Origin of the sequence: Pseudomonas sp. GW456-L13 (assembly GCF_017350115.1) — a bacterium.
Lineage (GTDB): Bacteria > Pseudomonadota > Gammaproteobacteria > Pseudomonadales > Pseudomonadaceae > Aquipseudomonas > Aquipseudomonas jessenii.
Genome location: NZ_JACNAS010000001.1, coordinates 2,929,913 through 2,954,398 on the forward strand (window position 1 = coordinate 2,929,913; position 24,486 = coordinate 2,954,398).

The following is a 24,486-nucleotide window of genomic DNA, read 5'->3' on the forward strand; positions in this document are numbered from 1 at the left end:
GTGAGGCAGGTTGCCTTGGCAGAGTATTCGCGCCGGCATCACAAACATTTAAGGGCATCCACTACCAGCCCTAATACACCCGGAGGACACTATGTCGAAGTCGGTTCAACTCATCAAAGATCATGACGTCAAGTGGATTGATCTGCGCTTCACGGACACCAAAGGCACTCAGCACCACGTGACCATGCCGGCTCGCGATGCGCTGGATGACGACTTCTTCGAAGTCGGCAAAATGTTCGACGGCTCCTCCATCGCCGGCTGGAAAGGCATCGAAGCCTCCGACATGATCCTGATGCCGGACGACTCCACCGCTGTTCTGGATCCGTTCACCGAAGAACCGACCCTGATCCTGGTCTGCGACATCATCGAGCCTTCGAGCATGCAAGGCTACGACCGCGACCCACGTGCGATCGCCAAGCGCGCCGAAGAGCACCTGAAAGCCACCGCTATCGGTGACACCGTATACGCAGGTCCTGAGCCAGAGTTCTTCATCTTCGACCAGGTGAAGTTCAAGTCCGACATTTCCGGCTCCATGTTCAAGATCTACTCTGAACAAGGTTCGTGGATGTCCGACCAGGACATCGAAGGCGGCAACAAAGGCCACCGTCCAGGCGTCAAAGGCGGCTATTTCCCGGTTCCGCCGTTCGACCACGACCACGAAATCCGTACCTCCATGTGCAACGCACTGGAAGAAATGGGCCTGACCGTCGAAGTTCACCACCACGAAGTGGCGACTGCCGGCCAGAACGAAATCGGCGTCAAGTTCAACACCCTGGTGAAGAAAGCCGACGAAACCCAAACCCTGAAGTACGTCGTGCACAACGTTGCCGATGCCTACGGCCGCACCGCGACCTTCATGCCTAAGCCTCTGTACGGCGACAACGGCTCGGGTATGCACGTACACATGTCCATCTGGAAAGATGGCAAGAACACCTTCGCTGGCGAAGGCTATGCCGGCCTGTCCGACACCGCCCTGTACTTCATCGGCGGCATCATCAAGCACGGTAAGGCCCTGAACGGCTTCACCAACCCGGCGACCAACTCCTACAAGCGTCTGGTTCCAGGCTTCGAAGCTCCAGTGATGCTGGCCTACTCGGCTCGCAACCGTTCCGCTTCGATCCGTATTCCTTACGTGTCGAGCCCGAAAGCCCGCCGTATCGAAGCACGCTTCCCGGATCCGGCTGCCAACCCGTACCTGTGCTTCGCCGCACTGTTGATGGCTGGCCTGGACGGCATCCAGAACAAGATCCACCCTGGCGACGCCGCTGACAAAAACCTGTACGACCTGCCGCCTGAAGAGGCCAAAGAGATCCCACAAGTTTGCGGCAGCCTGAAAGAAGCCCTGGAAGAGCTGGACAAAGGTCGTGCGTTCCTGACCAAAGGCGGCGTTTTCAGCGACGACTTCATCGACGCTTACATCGCCCTGAAAAGCGAAGAAGAAATCAAGGTACGTACCTTCGTACACCCACTGGAATACGAGCTGTACTACAGCTGCTGATCCGGTAGCGCCGCGGCACGCGGCGTGACAAAAAGAGGCCTCCTTCGGGAGGCCTTTTTTGTAGGCAACTTCCGACAATAAAGTTAGACATCTCTTCGGGCACACACAGCATCGTCCGGCATCAACCCATCTGAATGACTCGTAGGCTGTTCTCTACCTGCAATCAACGGATGGAATGATGAAAATTTTCCCACTCAAGACGCTACTGGCCGCTCTCACCGCCCTCGCCCTTCTAGGCTGCACCACAAATTCCCCATCGACAGACATCGAACGGGAAATCCTGCTTCAAAGCAGCAAGTCGTGGGATGGCACACCTTACATTCGCTACCCGGATGCCGTGCCCGAGCTGACAGTGCTCAAGCTCACGATACCTGCCAATACCAAACTCCCCTGGCACACCCATCCCATTCCCAACGCGGGCTACATCCTCTCAGGCGAGCTAATGATCGAGGACAGGAACAGCGGCCAGACCAGACGCGTCAAACAAGGCGAAGCACTGGCCGAAATGGTCAATATCACTCATCGCGGAGTCACCGGCGATGAACCGGTAGAACTTGTTGTGTTCTATGCTGGCAGCGAAGGTATTCCATTGGCGGAGTAGTCTTTGCTTCACACAGGGAGTCCGAATGCGGCCACTTTTATTACTTCTACTGCTGTCCTTCATTTCTCCTGTGATGGCCCAAATCTACAAATACACCGATGCCGCCGGCAATACCGCCTACAGCAATCAACCGCCCGATGGCGTTGACGCCCGGGCGGTTGATTTGCCACCGATCAACAGCATCGAGCGTCAACCGCCCGTCGATCCTGCACAACCTCTGGCAGGCAATAACACCGAGCCGACCCACCGAGCCTACGAAAAACTGGAACTCACCGGCCTGCCCACCACAGAAGCGTTACGTGCCAACAATGGCACCTTCACGATTAACGTACTGATCAAACCGCGCCTGCAAGCCACCCACCTGTTACGTCTGCTGCTGGACGGTCAGCCCTACGGCCAGCCAGGCAATGTGCCGATCCTGCAACTGGTGAACATCGATCGCGGCGAACACCGCCTCGCCGTGCAAGTGATCGATGGCGAAAACGTTGTGCAGCAGAGCCCTGCGGTGACATTCACCGTACAGCGGGTGCACAAACCTTGAAGGTCTGGCTACTGATTGCCTGCCTGATCGCCCAGCCCGCCTCGGCAGAGGTCTTCATGTATGTCGATGTTCAGGGCAACCGGGTTTTCACCGACCAGCCAAAACCCGGCGACGCCCGGCGTGTACCGCTGACAAAGAGCAATCGAATAGCGGCCAACCCCACCAGCGTAGGACCGTTGATCGCCGAGGGCAGTCCTGAAGTACAGGCGCTGTTCCACTATGAGGTGCTGCGTATCCTGATCCCGGAACCCGACGCAACCATCCGCAGCAACACTGGCGAAGTCATTGTCAGCGCCACCAACGAACCGGCCCTGCAACCCGGTCACCACTACCGGTTGCTGCTCGACGGCCAGCCCACCGCCGAACCTGGCCTGAGCCCGGTGTTCCCGCTGAGCAACATCGATCGCGGCAGCCATACCCTGTCCGTGGAAATCCTCGACGAACAGGGGCGCATCGTCGAACGCACCGCCAACCAACCTTTCCACATGCAGCGCACGTCTCTCGCCCAGAAGCGCAGGATCAAACCCTGCACTCTCGAAGACTACGGCCAGCGGCCGGAATGCCCGCTCAGCGACAGACCAGGCGAAGAAAAAAATCCTTTCTTGAGACTCTTTTAACCTCGTTCAGGCTTGCGCACTATATTGGTGCAATTGTTTGCACCGTACTCACACTCCAACCCATTTTGGTTCGAAAGTACCCGCGATAGCTGGCAGAACGCCACGTAAACGAGCGTCAAACGCCTGTTTCAGGCGCTGAACGCTTCTTTTCGGAGCCTTGGTTTGGTTTTTGCATTTTGCCCGTATCAGCATTTTTTTACGCACGCTCTGCCCTAAAAGAGGTCCCGATGACCATTAGCGACGCACTCCACCGTTTGCTACTCGACAACCTCACCACTGCCACCATCCTGCTCGACGCCGAACTGCGCCTCGAGTACATGAACCCGGCGGCGGAGATGCTGCTGGCCATCAGCGGTCAGCGCAGCCATGGGCAGTTCATCAGTGAGTTGTTTACCGAATCGACCGAAGCGCTGAACTCGTTGCGCCAGGCCGTCGAGCAGGCGCACCCGTTCACCAAGCGCGAAGCCATGCTCACCGCCCTCACCGGTCAGACCCTGACCGTCGACTACGCAGTAACACCGATTCTGAGCAACGGCGACACGATGCTGCTGCTCGAAGTCCACCCCCGTGACCGCCTGCTGCGGATCACCAAAGAAGAAGCACAACTGTCGAAACAGGAAACCAGCAAGATGCTGGTGCGCGGCCTTGCCCATGAAATCAAGAACCCCTTGGGCGGGATTCGCGGCGCGGCACAATTGCTGGCCCGGGAACTGCCGGAAGAGAGCCTGCGCGACTACACCAACGTCATCATCGAAGAAGCCGACCGCCTGCGTAATCTGGTGGATCGCATGCTCGGTTCCAACAAACTGCCGTCGCTGGCCATGTGCAATGTCCATGAAGTGCTTGAGCGTGTCTGCCATCTGGTGGAGGCTGAAAGCCAGGGCTGCATCACCTTGGTGCGCGACTACGATCCAAGCATCCCCGACGTCCTGATCGATCGCGAACAAATGATTCAGGCCGTGCTGAACATCGTGCGCAATGCGATGCAGGCCATCAGCAGCCAGAACGAACTGCGCCTGGGGCGCATCAGCCTGCGCACCCGCGCCATGCGCCAGTTCACCATCGGCCACGTGCGCCATCGTCTGGTGACCAAGATCGAAATCATCGACAACGGTCCGGGCATCCCGGCAGAACTTCAGGAAACCATTTTTTTCCCTATGGTCAGCGGTCGCCCGGACGGTACCGGGCTGGGCCTGGCCATTACCCAGAACATCATCAGCCAGCACCAGGGCCTGATCGAATGTGACAGCCACCCCGGCCACACCACCTTCTCGATCTTTCTGCCACTGGAACAAGGAGCCACATCGACATGAGCCGTAGTGAAACCGTGTGGATCGTCGATGACGACCGTTCTATCCGTTGGGTCCTGGAAAAAGCCTTGCAACAGGAAGGCATGACCACGCAAAGCTTCGACAGCGCCGATGGCGTGATGAGCCGTCTGGCGCGCCAGCAACCGGACGTGATCATTTCCGACATCCGCATGCCCGGCGCCAGCGGTCTGGAGCTTCTGGCGCGGATTCGCGAACAGCACCCGCGGCTGCCAGTGATCATCATGACCGCGCACTCCGATCTGGACAGCGCTGTCGCGTCCTATCAGGGCGGCGCCTTCGAGTACCTGCCCAAGCCGTTCGACGTCGACGAGGCGGTTTCCCTGGTCAAGCGCGCCAACCAGCACGCTCAGGAACAACAAGGCCTGGAAGTTGCCCCGACCCTGACCCGCACCCCGGAAATCATCGGCGAAGCGCCGGCGATGCAGGAAGTGTTTCGCGCCATCGGACGCTTGAGCCACTCCAACATCACCGTGCTGATCAATGGTGAATCGGGTACCGGTAAAGAACTGGTGGCCCATGCGCTGCATCGCCACAGCCCGCGCGCCGCTTCGCCGTTCATTGCGCTGAACATGGCGGCGATCCCCAAAGACCTGATGGAATCCGAACTGTTCGGCCACGAGAAAGGCGCGTTCACGGGCGCGGCCAACCTGCGTCGCGGGCGTTTCGAGCAAGCCGACGGCGGTACGCTGTTCCTCGACGAAATCGGTGACATGCCCGCTGACACCCAGACCCGCTTGCTACGGGTACTGGCCGACGGCGAGTTCTACCGCGTCGGCGGTCACGTGCCGGTGAAGGTCGATGTGCGCATCATCGCCGCGACTCACCAGAATCTGGAAACCCTGGTGCACGCCGGGAAATTCCGTGAGGACTTGTTCCATCGCCTCAACGTGATCCGCATCCATATCCCGCGCCTGTCGGATCGCCGCGAAGATATCCCGACCCTGGCCAAGCACTTCCTCGGCCGCGCCGCCCAGGAACTGGCAGTCGAACCGAAGCTGCTGAAAAGCGAAACCGAGGAATACCTGAAGAACTTGCCATGGCCCGGCAACGTGCGGCAGTTGGAGAATACCTGCCGCTGGATCACGGTGATGGCTTCGGGTCGCGAAGTGCACATCGGTGACCTGCCGCCGGAGCTGCTGAGCCTGCCTCAGGACTCGGCGCCCGTGACCAACTGGGAGCAGGCCCTGCGCCAGTGGGCCGACCAGGCGCTGGCCCGTGGTCAGTCAAGCCTGCTCGACAGCGCCGTACCGGCCTTCGAGCGGATCATGATCGAGACCGCCCTCAAGCACACCGCCGGTCGCCGCCGCGATGCCGCCGTCTTGCTGGGTTGGGGACGCAACACCCTGACTCGCAAGATCAAGGAATTGGGGATGAAGGTTGATGGCGGGGATGATGATGAGGGGGATGAGGGCTAAACAGCCTTTAGTACTTCGCTGATCTTTAGGCCCAATCGCGAGCAAGCTCGCTCCTACAGTGGATTTTCGGTGTTTTCACGATCGTGCAGACACCATCGAACCCTGTGGGAGCGAGCTTGCTCGCGATGCTTTTAGAGCCATCAATGCACCGACTGAATGCACCGTGAACCGCAATCGCGCACAACCACTGTCCTGAAACCTCGCCATAAAACCCGATACTACCCGCCACCCAAAAACACAAAAGCCCCGGATCTCGGGGGTTTCAGCGCTTCAAAGCGATTTTTTGTTCCAAGCTGTTATAACCTGGCATGCCCCCTGCAATAACCCTTTCAAGTGAATCAGTTCACCTACCCGGTTTCGGGGACCTTGGTACAGGCAGGCCGGGGATTCCCCTCTTTACATCGGGCTCACACCGCACCCGCGACGAGCCCAGCCGTTTTGGGGCCCTTGATACAGGCAGGTCAGGGGTTCCTTCTTTACACCAGGCTCACACCGCACTCGCGACGAGCCTCCCGTTTCGGGAACCTTGGTACAGGCAGGCCGGGGATTCCCTCTTTTATTGCTCCCGGAGATGGATCTCCAGCCGCCAGCGGTCATCAACCTCGCTACCGACCCATTCGCCCCGCAGGGGCCGGGCCGCTACCAGTGTCAGCAACAACCCTCCATCGCTCAAACGTACCCGCCAGTTCACGTCCTTGCCGCCGAGCTTGAGCTGACCTTTCTGCGCCTTGCCCTCGGCGCCAAACAGCAGCGCGACACTGCCGTCCACAATTTCGCCGTGGGTCTTGGGTTCATTGTTGAACCACACCACCAGCCCGTCGTTCGTCACTTCCACCTGCTGCAACTGACTGGGGTCTGGCGTGGTCAGGCGACCGATCATCATCCCGACCATCACCCCGACAATCGCCAGCGAGCCCATTACCCGCAGGAATAGTTTCGAACGCACGCCTTCTGGCGGCGTAGAATGCGCGTCATCTTTGCCTTCGGAGCCGTGCATGTTTCACGTCATCCTTTTCCAACCAGAAATTCCGCCGAATACCGGCAACGTTATCAGGCTGTGCGCCAACAGTGGCTGCCACCTGCATTTGATCGAACCGCTGGGCTTCGAGATGGACGACAAGCGCCTGCGCCGGGCCGGCCTCGATTACCACGAGTATGCCACCCTGCAACGCCACGCGGACCTTGCCAGCTGCCTGGAGAGCCTCGACCATCCACGACTGTTCGCCTTCACCACCAAGGGTTCGCGGCCGTTCCATGATGCCAGCTTCGCCCCGGGCGACGCATTCCTGTTCGGCCCGGAAAGCCGTGGCTTGCCCGCCGAAGTGCTGGATGCCCTGCCCGGCGAGCAACGCCTGCGCCTGCCGATGCGCGAGGGCTGCCGCAGCCTGAATCTGTCCAATACCGTGGCGGTGGCCGTTTACGAAGCCTGGCGCCAGAACGACTTCAAATAACATCCAAAAAAATGTGGGAGCAAGCTTGCTCGCGATGGCGGTGCATCAGTCAACACGGATGTTGAAGCTGGTGACCTCATCGCGAGCAAGCTCGCTCCCACAGTATTGATACGCTTTTACTGAACGGTCGGAGTCTCGCCAGCAGCCTGCATGCGTTGCAGCTCTTGCGCGTACAGCGCATCGAAGTTCACCGGAGCCAGCATCAGTGCCGGGAACGAACCGCGGGTCACCAGGCTATCCAGGGTTTCGCGAGCGTACGGGAACAGGATGTTCGGGCAGAACGCACCCAGGGTGTGGCTCATCGAAGCGTCATCCAGGTTCTTGATCAGGAAGATCCCGGCCTGTTGCACTTCAGCGATGAACGCCACTTCGTCACCGTTTTTCACGGTAACCGACAGGGTCAGCACGACTTCGTGGAAGTCGGCTTCCAGCGTCTTCTGACGGGTGTTCAGATCCAGAGCGACGCTCGGCTCCCACTGCTGGCGGAAGATCGCCGGGCTTTTCGGAGCTTCGAAGGACAGGTCACGCACATAAATGCGCTGCAAGGAGAATTGCGGTGCAGTTTCTTCTTCGTTCGCAGCAGTGTTCTGTTGGTCAGTCATCGCAGATCCTTCTTGATCCAGGGTTCTTTTAGGTTTGCTTGTTTGGGGTATTGCCGTCAGGCCCTGAGCAGCGCGTCGAGCTTGCCGGCACGCTCCAGGGCGAACAGATCATCACAACCGCCCACGTGGGTGCTGCCGATCCAGATTTGCGGCACGGACGTACGCCCGGCCTTCTGGGCCATCGCAGCGCGCACCTGCGGCTTGCCATCGACCTTGATCTCTTCGAAGGCCACACCTTTGTTCTCGAGCAGGTACTTGGCTCGCGAGCAGTAAGGGCAGTAATCGCTGGAATAGACGACGACGCTACTCATATCACTTCACCAGCGGCAGATTGTCGGCTTTCCAGCTGGAGATACCGCCGGACAGCTTGGCGGCGGTGAAGCCGGATTTCATCAATTCGCGGGCGTGGGTGCCGGCGGTCTGGCCCATGGCGTCGACCAGGATGATGGTCTTGGCCTTGTGCTTTTCCAGCTCACCTACACGAGCGGTCAGTTTGTCCTGAGGGATGTTCAGCGCGCCGACAATGTGACCGGCGGCGAAATCCTTGGTCGGACGAATGTCGATCACTACACCTGCGTCCTTGTTGACCAGCCCGGTCAGTTCGCCGGTGCTCAGGCTACGGCCGCCGCCCTGCATTTGATAGGCAATCAGCAACGCCAGCAGTACGACGAAGATACCGACGAGAATGTAGTGGTTAGTGGCGAATTGAATCAGGTTAGCAACCATCGAAGGAGGTTCCAGGGCGTTAAAATGTCGGCCAGTATACACAGCCACTATGGTGGGCCAAACCCCGTCCGGCGGTGACGCGGCCGGAACTTCGCTTTAAACTGCCACTCCCTTTTCCATTGCTCCTTTTTATCTCAGCCACGAGTGGATTCCATGACTACCACGCCTAAACCTTTGGTCCTGATGATTCTCGACGGCTTCGGTCACAGTGACAGCCCTGAATCCAACGCTATCTTCGCCGCGAAGAAGCCCGTACTGGACCGCCTGTGGGCCACCGTGCCGAACGGTCTGATCTCGGGCAGCGGCATGGATGTCGGCCTGCCGGACGGCCAGATGGGCAACTCCGAAGTCGGCCACATGAACCTGGGCGCCGGTCGCGTGGTGTATCAGGACTTCACTCGCGTCACCAAATCGATCCGCGACGGCGAGTTCTTCGAGAATCCGACCATCTGCGCTGCCGTGGACAAAGCGGTCGCCGCCGGCAAAGCCGTGCACTTCATGGGCCTGCTGTCCGATGGCGGCGTACACAGCCACCAGGATCACCTGGTTGCCATGGCCGAACTGGCCTTCAAGCGCGGCGCTCAAAACATCTACCTGCACGCTTTCCTCGACGGCCGCGATACTCCGCCGAAAAGCGCGCAGTCGTCGATCGAACTGCTCGACGCGACCTTCCAGGCCCTGGGCAAAGGCCGGATCGCCAGCATCATCGGCCGCTACTACGCCATGGACCGCGACAACCGTTGGGACCGCGTGTCCCAGGCCTACAACCTGATTGTCGATGGCCAGGGCGAATTCAACGCCGCCACCGCTCAGGAAGGCCTGCAGGCGGCATACGAGCGTGGCGAGAGCGACGAATTCGTCAAGGCCACCTCCATCGGTGAGCCGGTAAAAGTCGAAGACGGCGATGCCGTGGTGTTCATGAACTTCCGCGCCGACCGTGCCCGCGAGCTGACCCGCGTGTTCGTCGAAGACGACTTCAGTGAGTTCGAGCGTGCCCGCCAGCCGAAACTGGCCGGTTTCGTCATGCTGACCCAATACGCCGCCAGCATTCCTGCGCCGTCGGCTTTCGCGGCCGGCAGCCTGGAAAACGTGCTGGGCGACTACCTGGCGAAAAACGGCAAGACCCAGCTGCGCATCGCCGAAACCGAAAAATATGCCCACGTGACCTTCTTCTTCTCCGGCGGCCGCGAAGAACCGTTCCCGGGCGAAGAACGCATCCTGATTCCGTCGCCAAAAGTCGCCACCTATGACTTGCAGCCGGAAATGAGTGCACCGGAAGTCACCGACCGCATCGTCGACGCCATCGAAAACCAGCGTTACGACGTGATCGTGGTCAACTACGCCAACGGCGACATGGTTGGCCACAGCGGCGTGTTCGAAGCGGCGGTCAAGGCCGTTGAATGCCTGGACCTGTGCGTGGGTCGCATCGTCGATGCCCTGGAAAAAGTCGGCGGCGAAGCCTTGATCACCGCTGACCATGGCAACGTCGAGCAAATGTCCGATGAAACCACCGGCCAGGCGCACACTGCGCACACCACCGAGCCGGTACCGTTCATCTATGTCGGCAAGCGCGACCTGAAGGTGCGCGAAGGCGGCGTGCTGGCGGACGTGGCGCCGACCATGCTGAAGTTGCTGGGCCTTGAGCAACCGGCGGAAATGACCGGGACTTCGATTCTGGTGTAACCGGGATATCCCGAACACTGAAAAACCCTGTGGGAGCGAGCTTGCTCGCGATAGCAATCTGACAGCCAACATCTATGTTGAATGATCGGACGCCATCGCGAGCAAGCTCGCTCCCACAATGGTTTATGGAGTTTTCGAAATGGAATTCAGTCTGTCGCTCGCTCCAGTCATCACACAGTCAGAAATGGGCATTTTTTTTGCTGCCCATGGCGGGCATACTAGGCCGTCCCTTTCCCTGGTGCCGCCCGCCCCTATGCTTCGCGTCCTGATAGCCCTAGCTCTGACATGCCTGCTCCAACCGGCCTTTGCTGACGAGCGCGCAGATACCCAACAACAGTTGGACGCCACGCGTCAGGACATTGCCGAGCTGAAGAAGCTGCTGGGCAAGCTGCAGGAAGAAAAGTCCGGTGTGCAGAAAGAGCTCAAGGGCACCGAAACCGAAATGGGCAAGCTCGAGAAGCAGGTCGAAGCCCTGCAAAAAGAGCTGAAGAAAAGCGAAGCCGAGCTGCAGCGACTCGATGCAGAGAAAAAAAAACTCCAGAGCGCGCGCATTGAACAGCAACGACTGATCGCCATTCAGGCCCGGGCGGCCTACCAGAACGGTCGCCAGGAATACCTCAAGCTGCTGCTCAACCAGCAGAATCCTGAAAGATTTGCCCGTACCCTCACCTATTACGATTACCTGAGCCAGGCTCGCCTGGAGCAGTTGAAGAATTTCAACGAAACCCTGCGCCAACTGTCCAATGTCGAGAAAGACATCGCCATGCAGCAGGCGCAACTGCTGGTGCAGCAAAGCAGCCTCGACACCCAGCGTGATGAGCTCGAGAAAGTCCGCAAGGAGCGCCAGCAAGTCCTGGCCAAGCTCAATGACGACGTAAAGGCCCGCGATCAGAAACTGGCGGCGCGCGAGCAGGATCAGGCAGACCTGTCTAAAGTCCTTAAAACCATTGAAGAAACTCTGGCACGCCAGGCCCGTGAGGCAGAAGAAGCGCGACAAAAAGCGCTGATTGCCCAGCAGGAAGCCGAAAAAAAGCGTTTACGTGAGGCCCAGGCGCAGGCAGATGCCAGCGACGATGCCCCACGCAAACCGGTCAGATCGACACCTGGCGCACTGGTTTCCAGTTCCGGCGAAACCTTTGGCGGTCCGTTTGCGTCAACCCGCGGCAAACTTCCCTGGCCTGTCGATGGTCGACTGCTGGCGCGCTACGGTGAAAGCCGAGGCGACGATGCCCGGACCAAGTGGGATGGCGTGATGATCGGCGCGTCTGCCGGCAGTGCGGTGCGTGCCGTACACGGTGGTCGCGTGGTGTTCGCCGACTGGTTGCGCGGCGCCGGGCTGCTGGTGATCCTCGACCACGGCAATGGTTATTTGAGTCTGTACGGTCACAACCAGACGCTGCTCAAGTCTGCCGGTGACGTTGTAAAAGCCGGTGAGCCTATTTCCACTGTCGGTAGCAGTGGCGGGCAGGACACACCAGCGCTGTATTTCGCAATTCGTCAGCAGGGTCACCCGAGTGACCCTGCGCAATGGTGCCACGCGCAAGGATAGGCGTAGAGTCACCTACATTAGGAGTTCGTTCGACATGCTGCATTTGTCCCGCCTTACCTCGCTGGCCCTGACGATCGCCCTGGTGATCGGCGCGCCTCTGGCGTTTGCCGCTCAACCAGCGCCGGTGGTTGCGCCTGCGGGCACTGCCGCGACCACCAAGGCGCCGCTGCCGCTGGATGAGTTGCGCACCTTTGCCGAGGTGATGGACCGGATCAAGGCCGCTTATGTCGAACCGGTGGACGACAAGACCCTGCTGGAAAACGCCATCAAGGGCATGCTCAGCAACCTCGATCCGCATTCCGCCTACCTGGGTCCTGAAGATTTCGCCGAGCTGCAGGAAAGCACCAGCGGTGAATTCGGCGGCCTGGGCATTGAAGTCGGCGCCGAAGACGGCTTCATCAAGGTGGTGTCACCGATTGACGACACTCCGGCCTCCAAGGCCGGTATTCAGGCCGGCGACTTCATCGTCAAGATCGACGGCCAGCCGACTCGCGGCCAGAGCATGACCGAAGCCGTGGACAAGATGCGCGGCAAGATCGGCCAGAAAATCACCCTGACTCTGGTGCGCGATGGCGGCACGCCGTTCGACGTGACCCTGACCCGCGCCGTCATCCAGGTCAAGAGCGTGAAGAGCCAGTTGCTGGAATCGGGCTACGGCTACATCCGCATCACCCAGTTCCAGGTCAAGACCGGTGAAGAGGTTTCCAAGGCCCTGGCCAAGCTGCGCAAAGACAACGGCAAGAAGCTCAAGGGCATCATTCTCGACCTGCGCAACAACCCGGGCGGGGTGTTGCAGGCGGCGGTGGAGGTGGTCGACCACTTCATCACCAAGGGCCTGATCGTTTACACCAAGGGGCGTATCGCCAACTCCGAGCTGCGTTTCTCTGCCACCGGCAAGGACGAAAGCGAAGCCGTGCCAATGGTCGTGTTGATCAACGGCGGCAGCGCCTCGGCTTCGGAAATTGTCGCCGGCGCCCTGCAGGACCAGAAACGCGCCGTGCTGATGGGCACCACCAGTTTCGGCAAGGGCTCGGTGCAAACCGTGCTGCCGCTGAACAATGAACGCGCATTGAAGATCACCACAGCGTTGTATTACACGCCGAACGGCCGCTCCATCCAGGCCCAGGGCATCGTCCCGGACATCGAAGTGCGCAAGGCCAAGATCACCAGCGAGCAGGACAGCGATTACTTCAAGGAAGCGGATTTGCAGGGTCACCTGGGCAACGGCAACGGCGGTGTCGACAAACCGACCGGTTCCAGCGGCAAAGCCAAGCCGATGCCGCAGGACGATGATTACCAACTGGCCCAGGCCCTGAGCCTGCTCAAAGGGCTGAGCATCACGTCCGGCCGTTGAGATGTTTCTGCGGTTGCTGATCGGTCTGCTGTGTTGTCTGGCGGGTGTTGTTCATGCAGAACCCGCCGGATCGACGTCCCACAAAGCCTACCTGAGCCTGATCATCGATGACCTGGGGCAGAACCTGCCCCGGGATCGCCGCGTGCTGGCCCTGCCCGGCCCGGTGACTGCGGCGATCATGCCCGATACACCCCACGCCACCGAATTCGCCCGCGAAGCCCATCGCGCCGGCAAGATCGTCATTCTGCACATGCCCATGGATCCGGCCACCGGACCGTTCGCCTGGCATCCCGAACTGCCCGTCGATGAGCTGGAAAAACGCCTGAACGCCGCGTTCAAAATGGTCCCGTACACCAGCGGCATCAACAACCACATGGGCAGCCGCATGACCGCACAACCAACGGCCATGGCCTGGCTGATGGCGGCCTTGCAGCGACGGCACAAATTCTTCGTCGACAGCCGCACCAGCGCCCAGACCGTAGCCGCTGCCCAAGCGCAGAAGATCGGTTTGGCGAGCGTTTCACGGGATGTATTTCTCGACGATGAGCGTACCGAAGCAGCGATTTTGACCCAGTTGCAAACCGCGATCAGCCTCGCGCACAAGCAGGGTTCGGCGGTGATGATCGGGCATCCGTATCCACAGACGCTGGCGGTACTGGAACGCGAACTGCCCAAGCTCAAGGCTCAGGGGATCGAGTGGATTGATATCCGGCAGATGATCAGCGTGCGCGGAAACCGGGCGACGGCGGCGCATGGCAAGGATGGGGTGTACCGCTGAGTCTGCGGCACCACAAAACTACCGTGGGAGCGAGCTTGCTCGCGATGGCGCCATCAAATTCAACATCTCTATCGACTGGCAGACCGTCATCGCGAGCAAGCTCGCTCCCACAGTGGTCCGGGCATGGCTAACGGGTTGGTATTGAATCCTACAGATACTGCGCCATTATCTCGTCCACCCGACCTTCCTTGCGCATCTGATCCAGCGCCGCCTGGAGCTTGGCAACCGTCTCGTCCGGCACGTCCTTGTTCAGTGCCAGGTACAGTTCAGCACTGTTGAAACGCAATACGGTTTTCAACCCGCTAACCCCTTCCTGGCGCGCCAGATAGCGCCCGGCCGGGTCACCAGTGGCCCACAGGTCGATCTGCCCGTTGACCAGTTTTTTCGCGTTGTCCTGGTCGCGCAGTACAACAATCGGATTGAGTCCCTGCTTGGCCAGCGTCTCGGCAATGGCGTCGCCCTTGTAGGCGCCGATCTTGTATTTGCGCGCGTCATTCAAGGTTTCGAGGGTGATCTTGCTGTCAGCCTTGGCCAGCATGATCCAGTCGTCCGGGCCAATCGGGCCGACCCATTTGAAGAGTTTTTCGCGATCGGGCAGGCGCGCCATGACGAATACGCCGTAACCGGGTTTTTCCAGGGTGAGTTTGTAGATTCGCTCCCAAGGGAAACGCAGCGTCAGGCTGTAGGTAATGTCGGCGCGCTTGAATATCTCGCGGACGATATCGGTGGCGATGCCATCGATGTTCTCGTCCTGAGCGAAGTTCTTGCCGTTCTTCGCCATGTTGTACGGCGGGAAGTTTTCCGTCAGCAACACCAGGTCGGTATCGGGACTGTCTTTAGCGTTTGCTCCATTGATCAACAACAGAGAAGCGCTGGCAAGGACGAGAAGAAAGCGTTTAAGCATGTCTGGCTACCGAAATCCATGGCGTACCCAAGAGTGCCTTGGGTACGCCATGGTGTCCACTGGCCTGTACCGGTTTGTTTAACGCATCACGATTCCGCGATGGGCCATATAGGCCTTGGCTTCCTGCACGGTGTATTCGCCGAAGTGGAAAATACTCGCCGCCAGTACCGCGCTGGCGTGGCCTTCGATAATGCCGTCGGCCAGGTGTTGCAGGTTACCGACACCGCCAGAGGCGATCACCGGAATGCCCAGTGCATCACTGATGGCGCGGGTGACGCCCAGGTCAAAGCCGTTTTTCATGCCGTCCTGATCCATGCTGGTCAGCAGGATTTCGCCGGCACCCAGGCCTTCCATTTTCTTCGCCCACTCAACGGCGTCGAGACCGGTTGGTTTGCGACCGCCATGGGTGAAGATTTCCCAGCGCGGGGTTTCGCCCGGTCCGGAAACCTTCTTCGCGTCGATAGCCACAACGATGCATTGCGAACCGAAATGCTGCGCGGCTTCGCCGACAAATTCCGGGTTGAACACTGCGGCGGTGTTTATCGAGACCTTGTCCGCGCCGGCATTGAGCAGGTTGCGGATGTCCTGCACGGTGCGCACGCCGCCGCCCACGGTCAGCGGGATGAACACCTGGCTGGCCATGCGCTCGACGGTGTGCAGCGTGGTGTCGCGGCCATCGACGCTGGCGGTGATGTCGAGAAAGGTAATCTCGTCGGCGCCCTGCTCGTCGTAGCGACGAGCAATTTCCACCGGGTCACCGGCGTCGCGGATGTTTTCGAATTTCACACCCTTGACCACCCGGCCGTTGTCCACGTCCAGGCAAGGGATGATGCGTTTGGCCAGCGCCATGATCAGTCCTCAGCCTTTGTATGAATCGCAGAAAGCTTGCGCTTCAGCAACATCGAGGGTGCCTTCGTAGATCGCACGGCCTGTGATCGCACCGATGATGCCTGGCGCCTTGGCGTCGAGCAGGGTCTTGATGTCACCCAGGTTGTGGATGCCGCCGGAAGCGATCACCGGGATCTTTGTTGCAGCAGCCAGTGCCGCGGTGAACGGTACGTTGCAGCCCTGCATCATGCCGTCTTTGGCGATGTCGGTATAAACGATCGAAGACACGCCGTCGGCTTCAAACTGCTTGGCCAGGTCGATCACCTGGATGGTGCTGATTTCAGCCCAGCCGTCAGTGGCGACAAAACCGTCTTTGGCATCCAGACCCACGATGATTTTGCCCGGGAACGCGCGGCAGGCTTCTGCAACAAAGGCCGGATCTTTCACGGCCTTGGTGCCAATGATCACGTAGCTAACGCCCGCTTTCACGTAGTGTTCGATGGTTTCCAGGGAGCGGATACCGCCGCCGATCTGGATCGGCAGGTTCGGATAACGCTTGGCGATGGCAGTGACCACTTCGCCGTTGACCGGCTGGCCTTCGAAGGCGCCGTTCAGGTCGACCAGATGCAGACGACGGCAACCGCCCTCCACCCACTTGGCAGCCATGCTCACCGGGTCATCGGAGAACACTGTGGAATCTTCCATGCGGCCCTGGCGCAGACGGACACAGGCACCGTCTTTAAGATCGATAGCGGGAATAATCAGCATCTGGCAAACCTTCAAATTCGAATGTTCAGCTTGGCTCGGAAATCAGTTTTTCTCGAGCGCCCACAGGTCGCTTTCAATGCTTTCGAACCTCTCTTTGAGGTGCGCCTGCACATCGAAAATCGCCCTGTTGTAATAGTGCGGAGCAATTTCACGGGTAAACAGCTCAAGAATCTCCGCCGCCTCGAACGAGCCGAGGTCGAGCTCAAAGCGGTCTTCCATGAAACGCTTGATCTTGCGATTGGCCTCGCTCTCCTGTTCGGGAGTGAGGGTCAGAATCGGCGGCTTCTTCTTGACGGCCATTTACCAGCGACCGTCCCACGCGGCGAAGTTCTGCAGCAACTGCAGGCCATGGGTATGGCTTTTCTCCGGGTGGAACTGCACGGCGAAACGCGAACCTTCGGCCAGCGCTGCGGCGAAATCGACACCGTAGTGACCGCCACCCACCACCTGCCGCGCGTTGGCGGCAGCGATGTAGTAGCTGTGCACGAAGTAAAACCGCGCCAGGTCCGGAATGTCGTGCCACAGCGGGTGACTGACCTTCTGCTTCACTTCGTTCCAGCCCATGTGCGGGACTTTCAGGTGTTCGCCGTCTTCATGCAGGTCTTTGCCGAAGAACTTGACCGCGCCCGGGAACAGGCCGATGCAGTCGACACCATCGTTCTCTTCGCTGGTGTCGAGCAAGGCTTGCATGCCCACGCAGATGCCAAGGAACGGACGGTCCTGGCTGACTTCACGCACCAGCGAATCGAAGCCGAGGCGACGGATCTCCGCCATGCAATCGCGAATCGCGCCGACGCCGGGGAAAACCACCCGGTCGGCTTCGCGAATCACGTTGGCATCGCTGGTGATCAAAACCTTGCCGGCACCGACGTGCTCGAGGGCCTTGGCCACCGAGTGCAGGTTGCCCATGCCGTAATCGATAACCGCGACTGTCTGCATTACAGGACGCCCTTGGTCGATGGCATTTGTCCGGCCATGCGGTCATCGAGCTCGACGGCCATGCGCAGAGCGCGGCCGAAAGCCTTGAACACGGTTTCGATCTGGTGGTGGGTGTTGGTGCCACGCAGGTTGTCGATGTGCAGGCTGACCAATGCATGGTTGACGAAGCCCTGGAAGAATTCCTGGAACAGGTCAACGTCGAAGCCGCCGACGGTGGCGCGGGTGTACGGAACATGCATCTGCAGGCCTGGACGGCCGGAGAAGTCGATCACAACCCGCGACAGCGCTTCATCGAGCGGCACGTAGGCGTGGCCGTAGCGACGGATGCCTTTTTTGTCGCCGATGGCTTTGGCAAACGCCTGGCCGAGGGTGATACCGACGTCTTCCACCGTGTGGTGGTCATCGATATGCAGGTCGCCCTTGCTGACAATATCCAGGTCGATCAGCCCGTGACGGGCGATCTGGTCCAGCATGTGCTCAAGAAAAGGAACACCGATATCGAATCGGGCCTTTCCGGTGCCATCGAGGTTGATCGAGGCTTTGATCTGGGTTTCCAGAGTGTCGCGCTCGACAGACGCCTTACGTTCGGCCATCACCAGCTCCGCAAAATCATTGGGCGAAAAAGGCAGCCATTATAGGCGTGCGGGGCCGAAACAGAAACACGAGAGGTGATATCCCTGACGGAGTGAATTCGGGGGTGCCGGCGATGTACATGTCCATACAAGCCATTTGGCACACCACAAAACAAAATGTGGGAGCGAGCTTGCTCGCGATAGGGCCATCACATTCAACATTTTTGCTGACTGTCAGACCGCTATCGCGAGCAAGCTCGCTCCCACAGGTTTCGGGTTGAAACTGGTGTTAGTGAAACAGCACCGCCGTCTTCTGCAAGGTCACCCAGACACCCCACGCCAGCGGAATGCCCACCACCAGCCACGCCGCAACCGCCAGCGGCTTGGTGCCCGGCGCGGCTTTCCACTCCAGCACGGTGCTGCTGTCGGCGCCTTTGTCATGGCCCAGCGCCTGTTCGGCGGCCAGTTCGGCGTCGGTCATGAAGTACTTGTCCGCCACCGGACGCACCAGCAGGTTGCACAGGAAACCCAGCACCAGCAGGCCGGCGAGGATGTACAGGGTGATGTCATAAGCCGCCGCACGCTCGACGCCGATGCTTAGTTGATATTCACGCAGATAGTTCACCAGCACCGGACCGAGCACACCGGCAGCAGCCCACGCCGTCAGCAGACGACCGTGAATCGCACCGACCATTTGCGTACCGAACAGGTCCGCCAGATACGCCGGAACAGTCGCGAAGCCACCGCCATACATCGACAGGATGATGCAGAACGCCGCCACGAACAGCGCGATGCTGCCCAGGTGACCCAGGTTCGGAATCAGTCCGTACAGGGCAAAGCCCAGGGCGAAGAACACGAAGTAAGTGTTTTTGCGGCCCAGGTAATCCGAGAACGAAGCCCAGAAGAAGCGCCCACCGATGTTGAACAGGCTGAGCAAACCGGTGAAGCCGGCAGCGATGGCGGCGATCGAAGCCAGTTGCGAAGCGTCGAGTTGGCCGAACGCCAGGTCATTGCCCAGCAACTTGCCAGCGAACACTTCCTGCAACAGCGGCGACGCCATGCCGAGGATGCCGATTCCAGCCGATACGTTCAGACACAGCACCAGCCACACCAGACGGAACTGCGGCGTCTTCCAGGCCACATTCACGTGAACATGACGATGAGTGATCATCGCGTTCGAGGCTTTTTTCGCCGGGGCCGTCCAGCCTTCTGGCTTCCAGCCGGTTGGCGGAACGCGGTAGGACAGTGCGCCACCGATCATGAACACGAAGTAGATGGCAGCCATCACCAGGAAGCTCTGCCAGACGCCGACGCTGGTTGACGAGGCGAAATGCCCCATCAGAGCCGCCGCCAGCGGGGCGCCGACCATTGCGCCGCCGCCGAAGCCCATGATCGCCATGCCGGTCGCCATTCCACGCTTGTCCGGGAACCATTTGATCAGGGTCGACACCGGCGAAATGTAGCCCAGGCCCAGGCCGATACCGCCAATGACCCCGGAGCCGATCCACATCAGCCAGATCTGGTGGGTATACACCCCCAGCGCCGAAATCAGCAGGCCGCCACACCAGCACAGCGCCGATACGACACCGGCCTTGCGCGGTCCGGCATGCTCCAGCCAGCCACCCCAGATGGCGGCCGAGCAACCCAGGAAGATGAAGAACAGGGTGTAGATCCAGCCGAGCATCGAGATCGGCCAGTCACACTGGGACGAAAAGACTTGTGCGATAAAACTCATGTCCGGTGCGCAGGCCACTGGAGCGGAGATGCCCAGCGCCTTGGACAGCGGCAACCAGAACACCGAAAAACCGTAGGCCATGCCGATGCACAAGTGGATGGCCAACGCGGCCGGTGGCACCAGCCAACGGTTGAAACCGGGCTTGGCGATGATCCGCTCCTTGGACAGGAACGCAGGCTGGTCGGCGCTGAAGCCGTCCGCCGTGATGCTCGTGGTCATTGTGTATCCCCCAATTATTTGTATGGTTCGCCAGCCACAGCTCACTCCCGGCCTTTATGCACGCAGGCATGACCGTTTTTTGTAGAGCACCTTGTTGTGCGACAACAGGTCGCAGAAGGACGGACGAACGGGCAAAGGTTACCATTTGCAAGTGACAGAAAAACCAAACTGACATCACCTTTTGTACGTCATCTGATCTCTATCGCTTCATGACCTCACAGGAATCACCATGCCGATCATTGTCGAGCCGCTGAACCAAGCCACTGCCCAGGATCGACAGGATCTGCAGAAGATCTACTGCGACGCCCCGGACTGGCTGTTCGCCCCTTTTTCCGGGGCCGCGCAGTTGATCGAAGACTGTTTGCGCGACGGCACACTGATCGCCGGACGCTTCAACGATCGCCTGCTGGGCGCGGCCCGGTTGCAAAGGCACCAAGACGCCTGGCACTTGTCCCAAATATGTGTTCGAAAAATTACCCGTCGCCGTGGTGTTGCCGAGCGTCTGGTTGCCGAAGCCCAGAAAATGGCCGCGCAATCGGGCATGCCCCTGCGCCTGCTGGCGCCTGCCGGGCATCTGGAGGCTCAGGCGCTGGCCGCCAAGCTGAAACTGCCACTGGATGTGCTGCCGGCGTGATCACTGACCGGTCGTCTGTTCGGGGGCGCTATACTCCTCGGCTAAATTTTGAATTCGACTAATTACAAGGACTCGCCCATGAAAGCGTTCGGCAAAATCCTGGGTCTGGTACTTCTCGGGCTGTTGCTGATCATTGTGGCGCTGGGCTTTGCCCTGACCCACCTCTTCGATCCCAACGACTACAAAGACGAGATCCGCCAGATTGCCCGCGACAAGGCCCACATCGAGCTGACGCTCAATGGCGATATCGGCTGGAGCCTGTTCCCGTGGCTGGGCCTGGAACTGCACGACGCCAGTGTCGCGACCATGGTCAAACCGACCGAACCGTTTGCCGACTTGCAGATGCTAGGCCTGTCGGTACGCGTACTGCCGCTGCTGCGCCGTGAAGTGCAGATGAGCGACGTACGTGTCGAGGGCCTGAACCTGCGCCTGAACCGTGACAAGGACGGCCACGGCAATTGGGAAGACGTCGGCAAGCTGCCGGTACCGGCCAACACCGGCGCGACCAGCACCCCGCCAGCCGCTGGCGAACCGGCGCCCGAAGCCAGCGTCGCGGCGGAAAAACCGCCTCAGCCGATCCGCCTGGACATCGACAGCCTGACCGTAAACAACGCACGGGTCGAGTACACCGACGAACGAACCGGCAAGAGCTTCAGCGCCGAAAGTATTCAGTTGAGCACCGGTGCGGTTCACGACTCCGTCAACATTCCGCTCAAGCTCACGGCTTTCCTGTCAGCCAACCAGCCGGCATTGCGAGTGCGCACCGAGCTCAATGGTGAGGTGCGTATCGCACGCGCTCTGCAGCGCTATCAGCTCGAAGACATGAAATTGTCCGGTGAAGTGACCGGCGACCCGCTGCAAGGCAAGACCATGACGTTCTCCGCCCAGGGCCAGTTGGTGCTGGACAAGGCCGCCAATGTCGCCGAATGGACCGGCATCAAGATCTCCGCCAACCAGCTGCGGGCACTGGGTGAACTGAAGGTCAACGACCTCGACAAGACCCCACAAGTCAGTGGCGGCATCTCGATCGCCCAGTTCGACCTGGCGAAATTCGTCGATAGCATCGGCCAGAAACTCCCCGCCATGACCGAAGGCAGCCTGAGCAAGGTCGAACTGGTCAGCCGTCTGGCAGCAACACCCACCAGCCTGGCGCTCGACAACATCAACCTGAAAGTCGACGACAGCACCTTCAGCGGCCGCATTGCCGTCGAAGATTTCGCCAAGCAATCGCTGCGCGCAGCACTCAAGGCCGACACCTTCAACGTCGACCGCTACCTGCCGCCGAAATCCGCCGAGGCCAATAGCGCGACACAAGTGCGCCAGGCCGAAGTCGCCAGCACCGAAGCCGATGCCATGGCCGGCGCCGGCAGCACTCCGTTGCCACCCGCGCCGACCAAGGACGCCTGGAGCAGCGACCGCCTGTTGCCCGTGGAACGCTTGAGCAAGCTCGATGTGGACGCCGACCTGACCTTCGGCCAGTTGACCCTGCAAAAATTGCCGATTCATAACGCTGCGCTCAAGGCCACCGGCCAGGGTGGCCTGCTGACACTGGCCAACCTGCGCGGCGACCTGTACGAGGGCAACTTCGAAACCACCGGCACGCTCGATGTGCGCCAGCCAGTGCCGGCGCTGAACCTGCAGACGAAGATCAGCCGGGTACCGGCGGAAAAAATCCTCGAAAGCCAGGGCAAGAACCCGCCCGTCAAAGGTCTGGTCACGCTCAACAGCAGCCTGACCGGCAGCGGCAACAGCCAGAAAGCGTTGATCGATACCCTCAACGGCAATGCCAGTTTCATCATCAACAATGGCGTGCTGCTCAACGCCAACCTTGAGCAACAGCTGTGCAAAGGCATCGCCACGCTCAACCGCAAAACCCTCAACGGCGAGCCCCGGGGCAAGGACACACCGTTCCAGGAGCTCAAGGGCAACCTGACCTTGCGTAACGGCGTGGCCAGCAACCCGGACCTGAAAGTGCGCATCCCGGGCATGACCGTCAACGGTGACGGTGACATCGATCTGCGAGTGTTGGGCATGGACTACCGCGTCGGCATCATCGTCGAAGGCGATACCAGCGCCATGCCGGACCCTGCTTGCCAGGTGGGCGACAAGTTTGTCGGCATCGAGTGGCCGCTGCGCTGCCGCGGCCCGCTGGAGCTGGGCGCCAAGGCTTGCCGTTTGGATAACGACCGCATGGGCCAGGTCGCGGCCAAACAGGCTGGCGACAGGATCAGCGAAAAAATCGAGGAGAAATGGGGCGACAAAGTCGACCCGAAACTGAAAGACGCGCTCAAGGAAATGTTCAAGCGATGAGAGCCGAGCAGTTTTCAACGGCGGTGCTGGACTGGTTCGACCGCCACGGCCGTCACGATTTGCCCTGGCAGCAGGACATCAACCCGTATCGGGTGTGGGTCTCGGAAATCATGTTGCAGCAGACCCAGGTCAGCACCGTGCTGAATTACTTCGACCGCTTCATGGCCTCGTTGCCGACGGTCCAGGCGCTGGCGTGCGCGCCGGAAGACGAAGTGCTGCACCTGTGGACGGGCCTTGGTTACTACACCCGTGCGCGCAATTTGCAGAAGACCGCGAAGATCGTCGTCGAGCAGTACGGCGGCGAATTTCCCCGGGACGTGGAAAAACTCACTGATCTGCCGGGGATCGGCCTGTCCACCGCCGGCGCCATTGCCAGCATCAGCATGGGCCTGCGCGCGCCGATCCTCGACGGCAACGTCAAACGGGTGCTGGCGCGCTTTACCGCGCAAGAGGGCTACCCCGGCGAGCCAAAGGTCGCCAAACAGCTCTGGGCCAACGCTGAGCGCTTTACGCCGCAGACCCGCGTCAACGCCTACACCCAAGCGATGATGGACCTGGGGGCGACGCTCTGCACCCGCAGCAAACCGAGTTGCCTGCTGTGCCCGCTGGAAAAGGGCTGCGAGGCGCACATGCTCGGCCTGGAAACCCGCTACCCGATCCCCAAGCCGCGCAAAGCCATCCCGCAGAAGCGCACGCTGATGCCGATGCTCGCCAACGCCGAAGGCGCGATCCTGCTTTACCGTCGCCCGTCCACGGGCCTGTGGGGCGGTTTGTGGAGCCTGCCGGAACTCGACGACCTCGATGACCTGCCGCACCTGGCATCGCAGCACTCGCTGGAACTGGGCACACAACAGGCATTGCCAAGCCTGGTGCACACCTTCAGCCATTTTCAGTTATCCATCGAACCCTGGCTGGTTCAGGTCCAGGAGAGCGGCCATCACGTGGCCGAGGCTGACTGGCTCTGGTATAACCTCGCCACCCCGCCGCGCCTGGGCCTTGCCGCCCCGGTCAAAACCTTGCTCGAACGCGCGGCCGCCGTATTGAACGCAGGAGAGTCGTCATGACCCGCACCATCATGTGCCGCAAGTACAAAGAAGAATTGCCTGCCCTGGAGCGCGCACCGTTCCCGGGCGCCAAAGGCCAGGACATTTTTGACCACGTCTCGGCCAAGGCCTGGGCAGATTGGCAAAAGCACCAGACCCTGCTGATCAACGAAAAACGCCTGAACATGATGAACGCCGAAGATCGCAAATATCTTCAGGGCGAGATGGACAAGTACTTCTCCGGCGAGGATTACGCCAAGGCCGAAGGCTACGTGCCGCCGTCGGAATAACCCCGATTTATCGGGGGCCGGAACGTAAGCGACGGTAATAATTAAAATTTTTTTGAAAACTTGCTTGACGACCCCCTGAAAAACCCGTTTAATGCGCC

At 60.0% G+C, this 24,486-nt stretch carries 26 protein-coding genes; 15 read left to right on the forward strand and 11 right to left on the reverse strand.

All coding sequences use genetic code 11. The features are described from left to right. The first annotated feature begins 91 nt into the window (after positions 1–91). The 6 genes from glnA (at position 92) to ntrC (ending at position 6,003) form a co-directional block, all read left to right on the forward strand. A complete protein-coding gene (gene glnA / locus J4D25_RS13150) occupies positions 92–1,498 on the forward strand; it encodes a type I glutamate--ammonia ligase (RefSeq protein ID WP_008002929.1) in 1,407 nt (468 codons plus the stop codon). 178 nt (positions 1,499–1,676) lie between these two features. Then, entirely contained in the window at positions 1,677–2,099 is a 423-nt protein-coding gene (locus J4D25_RS13155) for a cupin domain-containing protein (protein ID WP_057712401.1), read from the forward strand. Positions 2,100–2,124: 25 nt separating this feature from the next. Next, positions 2,125–2,640, forward strand: coding sequence for a DUF4124 domain-containing protein (locus J4D25_RS13160; RefSeq protein WP_057712402.1), 516 nt, complete (start codon positions 2,125–2,127; stop codon positions 2,638–2,640). Next, a complete protein-coding gene (locus J4D25_RS13165) occupies positions 2,637–3,257 on the forward strand; it encodes a DUF4124 domain-containing protein (RefSeq protein WP_057712403.1) in 621 nt (206 codons plus the stop codon). Before J4D25_RS13160 ends, J4D25_RS13165 begins: the two co-directional genes overlap by 4 nt. A 227-nt stretch (positions 3,258–3,484) precedes the next feature. Next, on the forward strand, positions 3,485–4,570 hold the full coding sequence (glnL, locus tag J4D25_RS13170) for a nitrogen regulation protein NR(II) (protein ID WP_057712404.1): 1,086 nt from the start codon (positions 3,485–3,487) through the stop codon (positions 4,568–4,570). Beyond that, entirely contained in the window at positions 4,567–6,003 is a 1,437-nt protein-coding gene (ntrC, locus tag J4D25_RS13175; protein ID WP_046040882.1) for a nitrogen regulation protein NR(I), read from the forward strand. Before glnL ends, ntrC begins: the two co-directional genes overlap by 4 nt. Before the next feature lie 556 nt (positions 6,004–6,559). Here ntrC and J4D25_RS13180 read toward each other — a convergent pair. After that, on the reverse strand, positions 6,560–7,000 hold the full coding sequence (locus tag J4D25_RS13180) for a hypothetical protein (protein ID WP_057712405.1): 441 nt from the start codon (positions 6,998–7,000) through the stop codon (positions 6,560–6,562). On the opposite strand from J4D25_RS13180, the gene trmL reads away from it, so the two are divergent. Then, positions 6,999–7,454, forward strand: coding sequence for a tRNA (uridine(34)/cytosine(34)/5-carboxymethylaminomethyluridine(34)-2'-O)-methyltransferase TrmL (gene trmL / locus J4D25_RS13185; RefSeq protein ID WP_057712406.1), 456 nt, complete (start codon positions 6,999–7,001; stop codon positions 7,452–7,454). The genes J4D25_RS13180 and trmL overlap by 2 nt on opposite strands. Before the next feature lie 116 nt (positions 7,455–7,570). Here trmL and secB read toward each other — a convergent pair whose 3' ends face one another. From secB to J4D25_RS13200, 3 genes are read right to left on the reverse strand one after another with little or no spacing between them, the layout of a single operon-like run. Next, positions 7,571–8,056, reverse strand: a complete 486-nt coding sequence (gene secB, locus J4D25_RS13190) for a protein-export chaperone SecB (RefSeq protein ID WP_057397192.1) — start codon at positions 8,054–8,056, stop codon at positions 7,571–7,573. Between the two features lie 56 nt (positions 8,057–8,112). Continuing rightward, positions 8,113–8,367, reverse strand: a complete 255-nt coding sequence (gene grxC / locus J4D25_RS13195; protein WP_008047737.1) for a glutaredoxin 3 — start codon at positions 8,365–8,367, stop codon at positions 8,113–8,115. Position 8,368: 1 nt separating this feature from the next. After that, positions 8,369–8,782, reverse strand: coding sequence for a rhodanese-like domain-containing protein (locus J4D25_RS13200; RefSeq protein ID WP_008047735.1), 414 nt, complete (start codon positions 8,780–8,782; stop codon positions 8,369–8,371). Between the two features lie 153 nt (positions 8,783–8,935). Here J4D25_RS13200 and gpmI point away from each other — a divergent pair, with 153 nt between their 5' ends. The 4 genes from gpmI to J4D25_RS13220 all read left to right on the forward strand — a co-directional run bounded on the left by gpmI (position 8,936) and on the right by J4D25_RS13220 (position 14,146). Next, entirely contained in the window at positions 8,936–10,465 is a 1,530-nt protein-coding gene (gene gpmI / locus J4D25_RS13205; RefSeq protein ID WP_057712407.1) for a 2,3-bisphosphoglycerate-independent phosphoglycerate mutase, read from the forward strand. Between the two features lie 253 nt (positions 10,466–10,718). Further along, positions 10,719–12,014, forward strand: a complete 1,296-nt coding sequence (locus J4D25_RS13210) for a murein hydrolase activator EnvC (protein WP_057712408.1) — start codon at positions 10,719–10,721, stop codon at positions 12,012–12,014. 34 nt (positions 12,015–12,048) lie between these two features. Beyond that, positions 12,049–13,368, forward strand: a complete 1,320-nt coding sequence (locus J4D25_RS13215) for a S41 family peptidase (RefSeq protein WP_057712409.1) — start codon at positions 12,049–12,051, stop codon at positions 13,366–13,368. Position 13,369: 1 nt separating this feature from the next. Continuing rightward, positions 13,370–14,146: a divergent polysaccharide deacetylase family protein gene (locus J4D25_RS13220; protein ID WP_057712410.1), complete on the forward strand. Its 777-nt coding sequence runs from the start codon at positions 13,370–13,372 to the stop codon at positions 14,144–14,146. A gap of 148 nt (positions 14,147–14,294) precedes the next feature. Here J4D25_RS13220 and J4D25_RS13225 read toward each other — a convergent pair whose 3' ends face one another. The 7 genes from J4D25_RS13225 to J4D25_RS13255 all read right to left on the reverse strand — a co-directional run bounded on the left by J4D25_RS13225 (position 14,295) and on the right by J4D25_RS13255 (position 20,111). Beyond that, positions 14,295–15,050 carry an ABC transporter substrate-binding protein gene (locus tag J4D25_RS13225; protein WP_057712411.1) on the reverse strand — a complete coding sequence of 252 codons (756 nt, stop codon included), beginning with the start codon at positions 15,048–15,050 and terminating at the stop codon, positions 14,295–14,297. Between the two features lie 78 nt (positions 15,051–15,128). Beyond that, entirely contained in the window at positions 15,129–15,899 is a 771-nt protein-coding gene (gene hisF, locus J4D25_RS13230; protein WP_007972752.1) for an imidazole glycerol phosphate synthase subunit HisF, read from the reverse strand. Positions 15,900–15,908: 9 nt separating this feature from the next. Then, the gene (gene hisA, locus J4D25_RS13235; RefSeq protein WP_027617356.1) at positions 15,909–16,646 is read right to left on the reverse strand and encodes a 1-(5-phosphoribosyl)-5-[(5-phosphoribosylamino)methylideneamino]imidazole-4-carboxamide isomerase; all 738 of its coding nucleotides are present in this window, start codon (positions 16,644–16,646) and stop codon (positions 15,909–15,911) included. A gap of 42 nt (positions 16,647–16,688) precedes the next feature. Continuing rightward, the gene (locus J4D25_RS13240) at positions 16,689–16,946 is read right to left on the reverse strand and encodes a DUF2164 domain-containing protein (protein WP_007989200.1); all 258 of its coding nucleotides are present in this window, start codon (positions 16,944–16,946) and stop codon (positions 16,689–16,691) included. Next, entirely contained in the window at positions 16,947–17,585 is a 639-nt protein-coding gene (gene hisH / locus J4D25_RS13245) for an imidazole glycerol phosphate synthase subunit HisH (protein WP_057712412.1), read from the reverse strand. It abuts the gene before it with no gap. Beyond that, a complete protein-coding gene (gene hisB / locus J4D25_RS13250; protein ID WP_003218037.1) occupies positions 17,585–18,178 on the reverse strand; it encodes an imidazoleglycerol-phosphate dehydratase HisB in 594 nt (197 codons plus the stop codon). Before hisB ends, hisH begins: the two co-directional genes overlap by 1 nt. Before the next feature lie 268 nt (positions 18,179–18,446). Next, positions 18,447–20,111 (reverse strand): OFA family MFS transporter, encoded by a 1,665-nt coding sequence (locus J4D25_RS13255; RefSeq protein WP_057712413.1) that lies wholly within the window; start codon positions 20,109–20,111, stop codon positions 18,447–18,449. 229 nt (positions 20,112–20,340) lie between these two features. On the opposite strand from J4D25_RS13255, the gene J4D25_RS13260 reads away from it, so the two are divergent. The 4 genes from J4D25_RS13260 (at position 20,341) to J4D25_RS13275 (ending at position 24,388) form a co-directional block, all read left to right on the forward strand. After that, the gene (locus tag J4D25_RS13260; RefSeq protein WP_057712414.1) at positions 20,341–20,745 is read left to right on the forward strand and encodes an acetyl-CoA sensor PanZ family protein; all 405 of its coding nucleotides are present in this window, start codon (positions 20,341–20,343) and stop codon (positions 20,743–20,745) included. A 78-nt stretch (positions 20,746–20,823) separates the two neighbouring features. Next, on the forward strand, positions 20,824–23,055 hold the full coding sequence (locus tag J4D25_RS13265) for an AsmA family protein (RefSeq protein WP_057712415.1): 2,232 nt from the start codon (positions 20,824–20,826) through the stop codon (positions 23,053–23,055). Continuing rightward, the gene (gene mutY / locus J4D25_RS13270) at positions 23,052–24,119 is read left to right on the forward strand and encodes an A/G-specific adenine glycosylase (protein WP_057712416.1); all 1,068 of its coding nucleotides are present in this window, start codon (positions 23,052–23,054) and stop codon (positions 24,117–24,119) included. The genes J4D25_RS13265 and mutY overlap by 4 nt, the downstream gene beginning before the upstream one ends. After that, positions 24,116–24,388 (forward strand): oxidative damage protection protein, encoded by a 273-nt coding sequence (locus tag J4D25_RS13275; RefSeq protein ID WP_057397205.1) that lies wholly within the window; start codon positions 24,116–24,118, stop codon positions 24,386–24,388. The genes mutY and J4D25_RS13275 overlap by 4 nt, the downstream gene beginning before the upstream one ends. Positions 24,389–24,486 lie beyond the last annotated feature (98 nt).

What these genes read in the sequence shown, in the direction of transcription:
- glnA (WP_008002929.1), top strand. Translation starts at nt 92, where the DNA reads ATGTCGAAGTCGGTTCAACTCATCAAAGATCATGACGTCAAGTGGATT.
- J4D25_RS13155 (WP_057712401.1), top strand. Translation starts at nt 1,677, where the DNA reads ATGAAAATTTTCCCACTCAAGACGCTACTGGCCGCTCTCACCGCCCTC.
- J4D25_RS13160 (WP_057712402.1), top strand. Translation starts at nt 2,125, where the DNA reads ATGCGGCCACTTTTATTACTTCTACTGCTGTCCTTCATTTCTCCTGTG.
- glnL (WP_057712404.1), top strand. Translation starts at nt 3,485, where the DNA reads ATGACCATTAGCGACGCACTCCACCGTTTGCTACTCGACAACCTCACC.
- ntrC (WP_046040882.1), top strand. Translation starts at nt 4,567, where the DNA reads ATGAGCCGTAGTGAAACCGTGTGGATCGTCGATGACGACCGTTCTATC.
- trmL (WP_057712406.1), top strand. Translation starts at nt 6,999, where the DNA reads ATGTTTCACGTCATCCTTTTCCAACCAGAAATTCCGCCGAATACCGGC.
- J4D25_RS13180 (WP_057712405.1), bottom strand. Translation starts at nt 7,000, where the DNA reads ATGCACGGCTCCGAAGGCAAAGATGACGCGCATTCTACGCCGCCAGAA.
- secB (WP_057397192.1), bottom strand. Translation starts at nt 8,056, where the DNA reads ATGACTGACCAACAGAACACTGCTGCGAACGAAGAAGAAACTGCACCG.
- grxC (WP_008047737.1), bottom strand. Translation starts at nt 8,367, where the DNA reads ATGAGTAGCGTCGTCGTCTATTCCAGCGATTACTGCCCTTACTGCTCG.
- J4D25_RS13200 (WP_008047735.1), bottom strand. Translation starts at nt 8,782, where the DNA reads ATGGTTGCTAACCTGATTCAATTCGCCACTAACCACTACATTCTCGTC.
- gpmI (WP_057712407.1), top strand. Translation starts at nt 8,936, where the DNA reads ATGACTACCACGCCTAAACCTTTGGTCCTGATGATTCTCGACGGCTTC.
- J4D25_RS13210 (WP_057712408.1), top strand. Translation starts at nt 10,719, where the DNA reads ATGCTTCGCGTCCTGATAGCCCTAGCTCTGACATGCCTGCTCCAACCG.
- J4D25_RS13215 (WP_057712409.1), top strand. Translation starts at nt 12,049, where the DNA reads ATGCTGCATTTGTCCCGCCTTACCTCGCTGGCCCTGACGATCGCCCTG.
- J4D25_RS13220 (WP_057712410.1), top strand. Translation starts at nt 13,370, where the DNA reads ATGTTTCTGCGGTTGCTGATCGGTCTGCTGTGTTGTCTGGCGGGTGTT.
- J4D25_RS13225 (WP_057712411.1), bottom strand. Translation starts at nt 15,050, where the DNA reads ATGCTTAAACGCTTTCTTCTCGTCCTTGCCAGCGCTTCTCTGTTGTTG.
- hisF (WP_007972752.1), bottom strand. Translation starts at nt 15,899, where the DNA reads ATGGCGCTGGCCAAACGCATCATCCCTTGCCTGGACGTGGACAACGGC.
- hisA (WP_027617356.1), bottom strand. Translation starts at nt 16,646, where the DNA reads ATGCTGATTATTCCCGCTATCGATCTTAAAGACGGTGCCTGTGTCCGT.
- J4D25_RS13240 (WP_007989200.1), bottom strand. Translation starts at nt 16,946, where the DNA reads ATGGCCGTCAAGAAGAAGCCGCCGATTCTGACCCTCACTCCCGAACAG.
- hisH (WP_057712412.1), bottom strand. Translation starts at nt 17,585, where the DNA reads ATGCAGACAGTCGCGGTTATCGATTACGGCATGGGCAACCTGCACTCG.
- hisB (WP_003218037.1), bottom strand. Translation starts at nt 18,178, where the DNA reads ATGGCCGAACGTAAGGCGTCTGTCGAGCGCGACACTCTGGAAACCCAG.
- J4D25_RS13255 (WP_057712413.1), bottom strand. Translation starts at nt 20,111, where the DNA reads ATGACCACGAGCATCACGGCGGACGGCTTCAGCGCCGACCAGCCTGCG.
- J4D25_RS13260 (WP_057712414.1), top strand. Translation starts at nt 20,341, where the DNA reads ATGCCGATCATTGTCGAGCCGCTGAACCAAGCCACTGCCCAGGATCGA.
- J4D25_RS13265 (WP_057712415.1), top strand. Translation starts at nt 20,824, where the DNA reads ATGAAAGCGTTCGGCAAAATCCTGGGTCTGGTACTTCTCGGGCTGTTG.
- mutY (WP_057712416.1), top strand. Translation starts at nt 23,052, where the DNA reads ATGAGAGCCGAGCAGTTTTCAACGGCGGTGCTGGACTGGTTCGACCGC.
- J4D25_RS13275 (WP_057397205.1), top strand. Translation starts at nt 24,116, where the DNA reads ATGACCCGCACCATCATGTGCCGCAAGTACAAAGAAGAATTGCCTGCC.